The sequence below is a fragment of the Allobosea sp. BH3 genome, assembly GCF_025499465.1.
Lineage (GTDB): Bacteria > Pseudomonadota > Alphaproteobacteria > Rhizobiales > Beijerinckiaceae > Allobosea.
The window spans coordinates 13,476-25,527 of sequence record NZ_JAIMCA010000004.1 but is presented as its reverse complement, the minus strand read 5'-3'; the positions used below and the strand labels follow the sequence as shown (position 1 = coordinate 25,527).

12 protein-coding genes are annotated in these 12,052 nt (G+C 67.2%); 2 read left to right on the top strand and 10 right to left on the bottom strand.

Going from position 1 to position 12,052, the window contains the following annotated elements; genetic code table 11:
- Positions 1-4 precede the first annotated feature (4 nt).
- From BoBH3_RS12900 to BoBH3_RS12855, 10 genes are all read right to left on the bottom strand, one after another.
- Positions 5-778, bottom strand: a complete 774-nt coding sequence (locus BoBH3_RS12900; RefSeq protein ID WP_262331225.1) for an NAD kinase — start codon at positions 776-778, stop codon at positions 5-7.
- A 130-nt stretch (positions 779-908) separates the two neighbouring features.
- On the bottom strand, positions 909-1,895 hold the full coding sequence (locus tag BoBH3_RS12895) for an MBL fold metallo-hydrolase (protein ID WP_262331224.1): 987 nt from the start codon (positions 1,893-1,895) through the stop codon (positions 909-911).
- 74 nt (positions 1,896-1,969) lie between these two features.
- A complete protein-coding gene (locus BoBH3_RS12890) occupies positions 1,970-2,356 on the bottom strand; it encodes a hypothetical protein (protein WP_262331223.1) in 387 nt (128 codons plus the stop codon).
- A gap of 85 nt (positions 2,357-2,441) precedes the next feature.
- Positions 2,442-2,735 (bottom strand): hypothetical protein, encoded by a 294-nt coding sequence (locus BoBH3_RS12885; RefSeq protein ID WP_262331222.1) that lies wholly within the window; start codon positions 2,733-2,735, stop codon positions 2,442-2,444.
- Positions 2,736-3,023: 288 nt separating this feature from the next.
- Positions 3,024-4,235 carry a M24 family metallopeptidase gene (locus BoBH3_RS12880; protein WP_262331221.1) on the bottom strand — a complete coding sequence of 404 codons (1,212 nt, stop codon included), beginning with the start codon at positions 4,233-4,235 and terminating at the stop codon, positions 3,024-3,026.
- A 45-nt stretch (positions 4,236-4,280) separates the two neighbouring features.
- Positions 4,281-4,997, bottom strand: coding sequence for a GntR family transcriptional regulator (locus tag BoBH3_RS12875; RefSeq protein WP_262331220.1), 717 nt, complete (start codon positions 4,995-4,997; stop codon positions 4,281-4,283).
- Between the two features lie 16 nt (positions 4,998-5,013).
- Positions 5,014-5,868: an ABC transporter permease gene (locus BoBH3_RS12870; protein WP_262331219.1), complete on the bottom strand. Its 855-nt coding sequence runs from the start codon at positions 5,866-5,868 to the stop codon at positions 5,014-5,016.
- A 2-nt stretch (positions 5,869-5,870) separates the two neighbouring features.
- Complete coding sequence (locus tag BoBH3_RS12865) at positions 5,871-6,923, bottom strand: extracellular solute-binding protein (RefSeq protein ID WP_262331218.1); 1,053 nt, start codon at positions 6,921-6,923, stop codon at positions 5,871-5,873.
- Between the two features lie 52 nt (positions 6,924-6,975).
- Positions 6,976-8,073 carry an ABC transporter ATP-binding protein gene (locus BoBH3_RS12860; protein ID WP_262331217.1) on the bottom strand — a complete coding sequence of 366 codons (1,098 nt, stop codon included), beginning with the start codon at positions 8,071-8,073 and terminating at the stop codon, positions 6,976-6,978.
- The gene (locus BoBH3_RS12855; protein WP_262331216.1) at positions 8,073-8,918 is read right to left on the bottom strand and encodes an ABC transporter permease; all 846 of its coding nucleotides are present in this window, start codon (positions 8,916-8,918) and stop codon (positions 8,073-8,075) included. The genes BoBH3_RS12860 and BoBH3_RS12855 overlap by 1 nt, the downstream gene beginning before the upstream one ends.
- 207 nt (positions 8,919-9,125) lie before the next feature.
- Between BoBH3_RS12855 and BoBH3_RS12850 the strand changes: the two genes are divergently transcribed.
- Together BoBH3_RS12850 and ggt are read left to right on the top strand one after the other, a co-directional pair.
- Positions 9,126-10,355: a metal-dependent hydrolase family protein gene (locus tag BoBH3_RS12850; RefSeq protein WP_262331215.1), complete on the top strand. Its 1,230-nt coding sequence runs from the start codon at positions 9,126-9,128 to the stop codon at positions 10,353-10,355.
- Positions 10,356-10,381: 26 nt separating this feature from the next.
- Positions 10,382-11,992: a gamma-glutamyltransferase gene (gene ggt / locus BoBH3_RS12845; RefSeq protein ID WP_262331214.1), complete on the top strand. Its 1,611-nt coding sequence runs from the start codon at positions 10,382-10,384 to the stop codon at positions 11,990-11,992.
- Positions 11,993-12,052 lie beyond the last annotated feature (60 nt).

The window sequence follows — 12,052 nt, the reverse complement described above, 5'->3', positions numbered from 1 at the left end:
GCAGTCAGTAGCCGAACTGCTCCCGCAGGATGCGCTCGTCCAGACTGTGGCCGGGATCGTGCAGCATGACGAGGTCGACATTGCGGTCGATCTCGATGGCCACCATGCTGACTTCGTCGATCTGCGTGTGATCGGCGACAGCACTGACCGGCCGCTTGTCCGCCTCCAGCACCTCGATCAGCACCTTGGCGTGGTCCGGCAGCAGCGCTCCGCGCCAGCGACGCGGCCGGAACGCCGAAATCGGGGTCAACGCGAGCAGCGGTGCGTCGAGAGGCAGGATCGGGCCATTGGCCGAGAGGTTGTAGGCCGAGGAGCCCGCGGGCGTGGCGAGCAGAACGCCGTCGGCAATCAGCTCCGGCAGACGCTCCTGCCCATCGACGGAAATGCGCAGCTTCGCGGCCTGATAGGAGCGGCGCAGCAGCGAAACCTCGTTGATGGCCTTGGCCTGCACCGTGCCGCCCTTGCGGTCGACCGCCAGCATCGAGAGCGGGTGCACGATGCTGCGTTGCGCGGCCTCCAGCCGCTTGCGCAGGCCACGCTCCTTGAATTCGTTCATCAGGAAGCCGACCGAGCCGCGGTTCATGCCGTAGATCGGTTTGCCGGTGCCGAGGAAGCGGTGGAGCGTCTGCAGCATCAGCCCGTCGCCGCCGAGCGCGACCACGACATCGGCCTCGGCCGGGTCCGGATTGCCATAGCGCTCGACCAGCTTGTCGAGCGCGGCCTGCGCTTCAGGGGTTTCGCTGGCGACGAAGGAAATCGCGCCGTATCGATCGGTCATGGCGTGTCCTGAACGCAGGCCCTGCAATAGCGCGCAGGCTTAGCACGCAAGGATGGCGCGTCGCGAGGTCACCGAACGAAAAAGGCCGGGCAGGGCGCCCGGCCTTCAATCGAGCGACAGAGGCTGTCGGTCAGAGAGCCGTGCTCCACTGCACCGGTACCATCTCGAAGCCGTTGCCGGCCTTGCCGATATGGCCGACGGCCGGGAAGGGCGCATGGTAGAAGGCGACCTGCATCCGCTCGGCGGTGACCATGTCCAGCAGCTTGCGGCGGGTGGCGGCAGCCTGCGGGCCGTCCATGTCGAAGACGGCCGACCAGTCCGGATTGCGGACGAAGAGAGCCGGGTGGTTGGTCGTGTCCGACATGATCATCAGCTTGCCGCTGCCGGAGGTGGCGGCGAAGACGGTGTGACCGGGCGTGTGGCCCGGAGCGGCGATCGCAGTAATGCCGGGCAAGATTTCCTTGCCGGCCTCGAACTGCTTCACATCCTTGGCGATCGGCGAGAAGACGCGACGGACACCGGCGAAGGCGCCCTTCATGGCTTCGGGCGCGGCGCTCGCCTTGGCGTCGTCCATCCAGAAGGCCCATTCGGCCGCCGGAACCATGACTTCGGCATTCGGGAAGACGGCCGTGCCGTCCTTGAGCCGGAAGCCGTTGATGTGGTCGCCGTGGAAATGGCTGAACACGACGGTGGAGACGTCCTTCGGATCGAAGCCGGCGGCCTTGAAGTTCGTCATCCAGGCGCCCGAGGTCGGCGCGCCCGAATCGCCGTTGCCGGTGTCGATCAGGGTGAGCTTGCCGCCGCTCTGGATCGCCAGGGTGGTGAAGGTGATGTTCAGCGCATCCTGGGGCAGGAAGGCCTGCTCCATCGCCTTCTTGACGTCGGCGAGTTCGGCATTGCGGACGAAGCCCTCGAGCGGGCGCCTGGCGAAGCCGTCATTGATCGCCGTCAGCGTGATGTCGCCGATCTTGTAGCGGTAGAAACCGGGAGCCTGATTCACGGGCGTTCCTTGTGCTTGGGCCGGGTAGGCGAGGCCGGGCAGATCGAGTGTCGTCGCAGCAACGAGGGCGCTGGCGCCCGCGAGAGCGGCGCGGCGCGAGATATAGGCTTCCTGCATGATTTTCCCCCTCGGAACCGGCAGCAGACTAGCCATGGCGTGCCAGCATTCAACTGCAAGCGATTGACCGATGGTCAAGTTTCCGTGAGGCGCGCATCGGAGCCGGCTTCCGATTCCTCTGTTTCGACGGGGGAGGGCGGATCGCGCCGGGCCAGCGCCCTCAGCATGGCGGCGCAGAGCGCGAGCGAACCCATCGCGCCCTGACCGGAGCATTCTGCGACGAGCGCCTGGAAGGCCATCGCCTCTTCGCCCGCCAGGCATTGCAGGCTCCAGCTCCAGCCGGGCGCCCTATGCCGCAGCAGTGAGATCGCGACGTCGATATCGGCGCTGACGGCGCCGAGCGTCTTCCAGAAGCCGCCGTGCTGGTAGATGCCGCCGGCGGGCGTCCGGCGCGTCGCGAGCCGCGTGGGCTTGCGCCGCACGGTGTAGCCGAGAGCCTCGTAGATATCGGCGTCCAGCATGCGGTCAGGCTTGCTCGAAGCCTCGCAGCGTGACGCGAGCAACAGAAGATGGGTTCGGTCGTTCATGCGAATCTGGCGCAGCCGCTCAATCTTCGAACCAGCGCGACTGCGACTTGCAGCGATAGCCCACGAAGCAGGCCTGCTGGTCCCGGCTGGGGACCCAGGCCGGGTCCAAGCCTTCATCGAACTGGCAGAAGCTGCGATTGGCGACGAAGCGATCATAGGTATAGCCGCCGGTGCCGAGCACGATGGCGCCATGCACCTGTACGTCGCGCTGGCTCGCCGCGCAGGGGCGGGAGACGGTGGACGGGCGTGTCTGGGCGTCGGCGGCCGTCGCGGCCGCCAGAGCGAGAAAAGCCGCTAGCGCGACATGTCTCATCGGGACCTCCATGAGACGCGATTGAAGCATCAAACCAAGCCGCATGCCGAACGTTCCCGACAGCGTCGCGCTTACGCCCGGGTCTGTGGTGGGCCGAGCCGGCCATGGCGCCGGTCGAGAGGGTCGAAATGGGAGCACGACGAGTTCCGAAACATCCGTGTCCCCATTTTCTAGTGGATGCCCGGCTTCGCGGCTAGGGCGGGCTGCGCCGGCGCAGCAAGCAATGCGGGCGCGGCCTGCTGAAGAGTCCGCGCCCGATCCGCCGGGACTAGCCGGAAGTTTGCCGTCTCAGGCCTCGTAAGCGAAGGGGTCATCGACCGTATGGGAGGGCTCGGTGAACCAGCGGGCGCCGTCCTCGGTCATATAGGCGATGTCCTCGAGGCGGACGCCGAACTCCCCGTAGATGCACATCATCGGCTCGATCGAGAAGCACATGCCGGCCTGGAGCGGGGTCTTGTTGCCCTTCACCATGAAGGATTCCTCATGGACGTCGAGGCCGAGCCCGTGGCCGGTGCGATGCGGCAGGCCGGGCACCTTGTAGCCGGGGCCGTAGCCGGCCGCCTCGATGACGCCGCGGGCGCCGAAGTCGACGTTCTCGCAGGGCGCGCCGAGCTTGGCCGCCGCGAAACCCGCGAGCTGCGCCCGCTTCTCCAGGTCCCAGATTTCGCGCTGGCGGTCGGTTGGCTCGCCGAAGACATAGGTTCGGGTGATGTCTGAGCGGTAGCCGCCGACCTTGGTGCCCATGTCGATCAGCACCATGTCGCCATCGGCCAGGGTCTGCTCATAGGGCACGCCGTGCGGATAGGCGGTCGCCTCGCCGAACTGGGCGGCGCCGCTGGTCCAGTTCATGCCGAGCTTGCGGTGCGCCTGATCCAGGAACTGCTTCAGCTGCGCGGTGGTGATGCCGACCTGCAGCGTGCGGGCCGCGGCGCGGTGCACCTCCATGGTGATGTCCATGGCGCGCTGGATCAGGGCGATCTCGGCTGCCGACTTCAGCTGGCGGCAGGCAGCCGTGATGGTGTTGCCATGGGTGAACGAGAAGCGGTTGCCGGCCTTGCGCAGCCCGTCGACGATGAAGAAGGGGGTGTGCGGGTCGAGCGCGACCTGGCCGCTCTCGTAGCCGAGACTGCGGATCGTATCGATGACCAGTTCGGTCGGGTCCTCGTGCTCTTCCCAGCAGCGGACGTCGTCGCCGAACTTCATGTATTCGCGGGTCTTGGGCTCCTCGAAGGTGGGGCTGAGATAGACCACCTCGCCCTCGACCGGGATGATGGCGCCGTGCAGGCGCTCGGTCAGGTTGAGCTGGATGCCCGTGTAGTAGGCCAGGCTCGTCGAGGTATCGAGATAGAGCGCCTGCAGGCCCTGCTCGCGCAGCAGCGCCTGCGCCTTGGCGATGCGCGCCTTGTATTCCTTGACCGTGATCGGCTCGATGCCGTCGGTCATCGGCTTCAGCTTGGCGAGCTCCGCCTCGAAGCTCGACCCACCCACTCCAATCGTCATATCTGTTCCGTCCTCATTGGTGCTGCGTAAAGGCGAGGGCGCCGGTCAGTCGGCCGGTGCCTGCGGAATGTCCGATGCGGGTTCCGGCGGCGCGAGAAGCCGCAGAAGGTCGTGCCTGACGGCGAGGACGTGCTCCAGCGTGAGCTGCGCCGCTCCGTCGGCGTCGCCGCTGCGGCAGAGATCGAGCAGGGCGGCGTGCTCGGCCTTGGCGCGGGCGGTGGCACCCTCGGACATGGCGAGCTGGACGCGGGTGTAGCGATCCGTATTGGCGAGCAGCATGCGGACGAGATCGAGCGTCTGGTGGCGGTCGGCGGCGCGGTAGAGCGCGAGGTGATATTCGGTGTTGAGTTCGCCCCAGGCGTCGAGATCGCCGACGCGGATCGCCTCGGCATATTCGGTGAGGATCTGCTCGGCGCGCAGGAAGTCGCCCTGCTGGAGGCGTGGCACGGCGCGGCGGATCAGGTCCGGCTCCAGCATGGCACGCAAGTCGAACAGCTCGGCGATGTCGGAGGCGGACAGCGCCGTCACCACCGCTCCGCGATGCGGGTGCAGCGTGACGAGGCCTTCCGCCGCGAGCTGGCGGAAAGCCTCGCGGATCGGGATGCGGCTGATGCCGAACTCGCGGGCGAGCGCGTCCTGCCGCAGCGCCTCGCCGGCCGCGACCGAGCCGGAGAGGATGCGCCGCCTGAGCTCCGTTACGGCCGCGCCGGTGACCGTCTGCCGGAATTGCGGAAGCGGGTTGCGCGGCTGAAGCTCGATCATGATGGGGCTGGATGTCTCAATGAGCGCGGTAGCGGCGCTGGACCAACAGGCTGGATGCCGCTGTGAGCGTCAACGTCGTCAGCATCAGGATGAAGGCGATCGCCGCGGCGAAAGGCCAGTTGTTGTTGACTGCGAACTCCCGATACAGCATCGGCGCCATCATCTGGAAGCGGGCGCCGCCGAGCAGGAAGGGCGTGGCATAGGCGTTCATCGCCAGGATGAAGACCAGGATGCCGCCGGTGCCGATACCGGGCAGGGCGAGCGGCAGCACGACATGCCAGAAGCGTCGCGGCGGCGAGGCGCCGAGGCTGTCGGCCGCCTCCTCAACGCGGGCGTCGATGCCCTCGATCACGCTCTGCAGCGTCAGGATCATATAGGGCAGGTTGATCGAGAGGATGCCGAGCGCGACGGCGAAGGAGGAGTTCAGCAGCGAGATGCCGCTGCCGCCGAGCGCGCCGTAGATTGCGTCGACGATGCCGCCGCGCCCGAGCACGCCCATCCAGCCCAGCGCGCGGACCGTACTGCCGATGAAGAGCGGCAGGATGACGAGCAGGACGCCGATCGACTTCCAGCGGCTCTGCGAGCGGGCGAGCTTGTAGGCGACCGGGAAGCCGAGGATGAGGCAGAGCAGCGTCGTGACGATGGCGATGCTGAAGGTGGTCCAGAGCACGCCCGTATAGAACGGGTCGGTGACGAAGCGCAGGTAGTTCTCGGGTGTGAACGCCTCCACCATGAAGGTGCGGCGGTCGTAGCGGTTCATGCTGTAGCGGGCGAGCAGCGCCAGCGGCAGGACGAGCGAGAGCAGGACGACCATGGTCGCCGGCCCGATGAGCAGCGTAGCGGTGAGCCCCTCGGGCCGGCGTTTCGTCATGGTCAGCGACGCTCCAGCAGGCGACGCCACCAGTCGTTCATGTCGTCGCGCACGGCGCTGAGTTGCGGGTAGGGGGCCGGGATCAGCTTGGGCGCCGGCTCGGGCAGGGCGAGGCGCTGGGCGACATCGCCTTCGAGCGCCGCGTTGGTGATGGTCGGATGGTAGCCCATGCTGTCGGCGAAGCCGCGCTGCGCGGCCGGCTCGAGCGCCGCATTGAGATAGGCGAAGGCGGCAGCCTTGTTCGGTGCGTTCTTGAGCACGGCCATGCTGGAGACATAGGTCAGGCAGCCTTCCGCCGGGAAGGCCGCCTTCATCTCGACGCCGCCCTTGGACCAGAACAGCACGCGCGCAAACCAGACCAGGCCGACATCGATCTCGCCCGACTTGATGCCGGGCGCGAAGGCTTCCGTGGAGGTGTAGGTCTTGGCGCCGCTCTTGATGAGCTTCTCCATGACCGCCTTGACCTCGGCGATCTTGCCGGCGTCACCCTGTTCCTTCAGCGCCGCCGCCATGGCGACCCAGATGTAGCTGTTGTCGAGGATGCCGACCTTGCCGACATAGCGTTCGCTGGTGAGGTCGGAGAAGCTTTTCGGCGGCTCCTTCACGCGCTCCGGGCTATAGGCGATGACCTGCGGGCTGTAGATATGGGGGATCGAGTAGGGCGTCGCGAAGGTCTTCTGGACGTACTTCAGGTTCGGGACCTTGCTCTCGTCGAGCGGCTCCAGCATGCCGGCTTCTTCGAGGTCGAAGGCGGCCGGCGCCTGGACCGAGATCACGTCGACGCTGCCGCGTGGCAGGCGGCGCTGGGCGATCGCCTTGGCGACGCGGGTCGGCTCCGTGCCGGCATCCTGCACAACCTCGATGCCCTTGGGCTTGAGCAGCGGATTGTCGATGTTCTGCGTCAGGAGCTTGGCGTAGTCGCCGCCCCAGGTGCTCATCACGACCGTTCCCGAGGCCTGCTGGGCGCGCAGGATTGCGGGGGCGAAAGGCGTGGCGGCGGCGCCTGCTGCCAGGGTGAGGATGGAACGTCGGCTGGGCTTGAACAGTTCGGTCATGGTCTGTGATCCCCTCGTTCTGGTTTTCTGATCGTCGCTTCGATTGGGCGCTTCAGGCAGCCTGAGCGGCGACAGCGGCATCATCGCTGCCGAAGAGACGCTCGCTGAGTCCGTCCCAGGTGATGGTGACGGTCTCGCCCGTCGCGCGGCGCGCGGAACCCGAGGCGCCGGTCGGTTCGTGCAAGGCGAGGCTGCCCCCGCCTGCGAAACCGAGCAGGTAATCGACGTGGCCGCCGACATAGGTCGCATCCTCGACCTGAACGGTGGCGCGGGGCGGGGCGTCGTCCGCAGGCCCGTGCAGGCGCACGCGCTCGGGCCGCAGCGCCAGCGTGTGCGGGCCTCTCTGCGTGTAGCGGCCGGCCAGTTTCAGCACGGCTCCGCCGGGCAGGCGGAAGGTGTCGGCATCGACCAACTCGCCCGCGACGAGGTTGCTGTGGCCGATGAAGCGGGCGACGAAGGGGTTGAGGGGCTGCTCGTAGAGCTCCTCCTGCGAGCCGATCTGCTGGACCTTGCCCTCGCTCATCAGCACCAGCCGGTCGGCCATGGTCATGGCCTCGTCCTGGTCGTGCGTGACCATCAGGGCGGTCAGGCCGGCCGCCTTCTGGAGCTGGCGGATTTCGCGCGCCACGGACTGGCGCAGATTGGCGTCAAGGTTGGAGAGTGGCTCGTCGAGCAGCAGCACCTTCGGGCGGATGGCTAGCGCACGAGACAGCGCCACTCGCTGCTGCTGGCCGCCGGAGAGCTGGCGGGGATAGCGGTCGGCCATCGGCGTCAGCTTGACCATCTCCAGCACCTCGTCGAGACGCCGGGCGATCTCGGCCTTGGGCAATTTGCGCATACGCAGGCCGAAGGTGATGTTCTGCGCCACCGTGAGATGCGGGAAGAGCGCATAGCTCTGGAACACCATGCCCATCTCGCGCCGGTAGGGCGGCAGCGCGGCATAGTCCTCGCCCTCGACGAGGATGCGCCCGCGCGTCGCCTCGACGAAGCCGGCGACGAGCCTGAGAGTGGTGGTCTTGCCGCAGCCGGAGGGGCCGAGCAGCACGATCATCTCGCCGCGGCTGACCTCGATGTTGACGTCCTGCACGGCCGTGGTCGCGCCATAGGCCTTGGTCAACCCCTCGATACGCAGATAGGCGTCCTGGCTCATTACACGACCTTGCTCAGCTTGACGTAACGATCGATCGCCAACAGCAGCAGCGCGATGACGGCGGTCTGGACCACCACCACCGAAGCGACGAGCGGATCGAAGCGGTATTCGAGATATTGCAGCACCGAGATCGGGAAGGTGATCGTGCCCGGGCTGATCAGGAACAGCGTCATCTCGATGTTCTCGAAGGAGACGATGAAGGCGAAAAGCGCCGCGGCGACGATGCCCTGGCGCATCATCGGCAGCGTCACGCTCCAGAGCACGCGGCCGGGCGGGGCACCGAGATTGGCCGCCGCCTCCTCGATCGAGCGGTCAAGCTGGATCAGATTGGCGACGCAGAGCCGAACCACCCAGGGCGTGGTGATGAGCAGATGGGCGAGGATCAGCACGCCGTCCGAGCCGGTCAAAGGAAGCTCGCTGCGGATCTCGACCTCGACCAGCAGCACATAGAGGCCGAGCCCGATGACGACGCCCGGCACGGTCAGCGGCGAGAGGAGCAGCACGTTGAGCAGGCCGCGACCGGGAAAGCTCAGGCGCACCAGCGCGATGCTCGCCGGCACACCGATCAGGAGGCTCAGCAGAGTCGCTGCGGCCGCAACCTTGAGGCTCGTCCCAAGCGCCTGCCCGAATTTCGGGAACTCGGCGAGCTTGCCGTACCAGGACAGGGTGTAGCCGCTCGGGGGGAAGGTCACCACACCGTCGGCGAAGACGCTCATATAGGCGGTCATCAGCAGCGGAACGGTCATCAGCGCGATGGCGACCACCATCAGCGCACCGACGATAAGGCGTGCCGAGAGCTGCGCTCCGTTCGCCTGGATCGCTGCCGAGCCGCTGCCTTTCGCCAAGTTTCGATCCCCTACCCAGACCGTCGGGACCCCTCCCGCGATGCCTACGAGAAGAGCGGGGCAAGGGCACGCCTGTCAATTGGATAAAATCGCCATTATGCAATTGCGTGGTGGATTGTTCTGTGGGACCACTTGTCTCCGGCCGTCAGAAAGCGCCGGGCGATCCGTCCGGGGATGGTCATTCTCCTCAGGCGTCGGAGCCCGATCATGTCCCAGCTCATCCTGGCCGGTGGCCGTTTTCTCGCGCCGGAGCATGACCGGCTGATCGATGGCATCGAGGTGCTGATCGAGGGCGACCGCGTCCGCGAAGTGTCCGAGAAGCCGATCGCCTCGGCCTCGGCCCAGCGCATCGACCTGCGCGGGCGGACCCTGATGCCGGGGCTGATCGACATGCATGTCCATGTCGTCTCGGCCGTGGTGAACGGCGTCGCCAATGCGATGACGCCGTCGTCGCTCGTCGCGCTGCGCACGGCGCGGACGATGAAGGCGATGCTGATGCGCGGCTTCACGACGGTACGCGACCTCGGCGGCGCTGATCTCGGCCTCGTCATGGCGGTTGAGGAGGGGCTGATCGAGGGGCCGCGGCTGATCATCTGCGGCAAGGCGCTGAGCCAGACCGGCGGCCATTCGGACCCGCGCGACCGCTCGGAGACGCGCCCGCTCTATACCGGGCGGCTCGGCCAGGTCGGCCAGCTCTGCGACGGCGTCGACGCGGTGCGTCTCGCCGCCCGCGAGCAGCTGCGCGCCGGCGCGACCTTCGTCAAGATCATGGCCAATGGCGGCGTCGCTTCACCCAACGACCCGATCCACGCGCTCGGCTTCTCGCGCGACGAGATCAAGGCGGCGGTGGAGGAGGCGGAGAATGCCGGCACCTATGTCGCCGCGCATCTCTATACCGACAAGGCGATCGCGCGAGCGGTCGAGTGCGGCGTCCTTTCTCTGGAGCATTGCAATCTGATCCAGCCGGACACCGCGAAGAAGGCCGCGGCGGCTGGCTGCTTCGCCGTCCCGACGCTCGCCGCCTATGAGGGTTTGGCGCGCGAGGGCACGGCTTTCGGGCTCAGGCCGGAATCCGCCGCAAAGATCGAGACGGTGCGCAAGGGCGGCATGGAATCGCTCTCCTATATGCGCGATGCCGGGCTGCCGATGGGCTATGGCTCGGACCTGCTCGGCCAGCTCCAGAAGTACCAGACGCTCGAATTCGAGCTGCGCGCGCAGGTGCTGCCGCTGCCGGAGGTGCTTGCCTCGGCGACGAGCGTTGCGGCGAAGCTCTGCCGGATGGAGGGTGAGATCGGCGCGCTCGTTCCGGGCGCCTATGCGGACCTGCTCGTGGTCGATGGCGATCCGACCCGCGACGCGACCCTGTTCCAGAATGACGGGCGGGCTCTGCGCGCGATCATGCGGGGGGGGCAGTTCTTCAAGAACGAGCTGCACTGAGCGGACCGGAAGACGGAGGGAATACCATGCGCGGAATGATCGTCGCGGCGCAGCCGGAGGCCGCCGAGGTTGGAGCGGAGATCCTGCGGCGCGGCGGCAACGCCGTCGATGCGGCCATCGCCTGCGCCTTCAGCCAGGGTGTCGTCGATCCGCAGATGTGCGGGATCGGCGGCTTCGGCGCGATGCAGATCAGCATGCCGAAGCGTGGTGTCCATACCGTGCTGGAATTCCTGGCGCGGGCGCCGCTCTCCGCGACCGCCGCGATGTGGGCCGACCGCTTCGTCGGCCAGACGCGCGACGGCTTCGTTTTCCTGCTGAGCGACCATGCCAACGAGCTCGGCCATCTCGCCGCCGGGACGCCAGGCAACGTCAAGGGCTATGCGGAGGCGCTGGCCCGCTTCGGCACGATGACGCTCAAGGATGTCGTTGCGCCGGCCATCCGGCAGGCGCGCGAGGGCTTCATGCTGCGGCCATACGTCCACTACTACTGGACCATCGACCAGCGCCCCACCGGACAGGTCAATACGGAGGACAAGCTGAGGCTCAGCGAGACCGGCCGGGCGATCTATTTCCATCCGGACGGCACGCTGAAGCGCCCCGGCGACATCGTCGCCAACCCCGATCTCGCCCGCACGCTGGAGCGCATCGCTGAGAGCGGCCCCGAGATCTTCTACACCGGCGAGATCGCGCAGGAGATCGCGGCCGACATGGCAGCCCATGGCGGGCTCGTCGGCATGGAGGACCTCGCCGGCTACAAGGTGCGCGAGAAGGAGCCGGTCTGGGGCTCCTACCGGGGTCTGCGGATCGCCGGCAATCCGCCGGCTGCCGGCGGTGTTTCGCTGATCGAACTCATGCATATCCTGCAGGAATTCGACCTCTCAGCGCTGGAGCACAATTCGACCGAGCATGTCCGCATTCTCGCCGAGGCGATGAAGTGGATGACGATCGACAAGGACGCTCATATGGGCGACCCCGATTTCGTCGAGGTGCCGATCGAGATGCTGCTGTCGCGGGAGCATGCGGCCGAGCGTGCCGCCCGCATTCGCGCCGGCGAGAGGGCGAGCGTGCCGCGTTCCGAGCTTGCAAAGGATCCGCCGGACACGACGGTGACCTGCGTCATGGATGAAGAAGGCAATGCGGTGACGATCACCCATACGCTCGGCCAGCCCTCGGGCGCGATCACGAACGGCCTTGGATTCATGTATAACGGCACGATGAGCGGCTTTGACCCGCGCCCCGGACGCGCCGCCTCGATCGCCCCGGGCAAGGCGCGCGGCAGCGCCATGGCGCCGACCATCGTTTTCAAGGACGACAAGCCGGTCATCGCCATCGGCGCGCCCGGCGGCACCTTCATCGTGCCGGCGCTGGCGCAGGCGCTGAGCAACGTGATCGATTTCGGGATGGGCATGGCCGAGGCGGTGGCCGCGCCGCGCGTCGTCTGCCTGAGCGACACGATCGACGTCTCGAACCGCGTAGAGCGCCGCGTCACCGGCGAGCTCGAGGCGATGGGCTATCCGGTCGCCCGCTCCTACCAGTCCTTCGCCTTCGGCGCGCCGCATGGCGTCGAGGTCGATGGGGAGGGGTGGTCGGGTGGCGCGGATCCGCAGCGCGACGGCATGGCGATCGCCGTCTCCTAGGGCCGCTTCGGCCTGATTTCTGCGAGATCGCTTTATTGCTGGTGGGATGGCGGGCGTTCT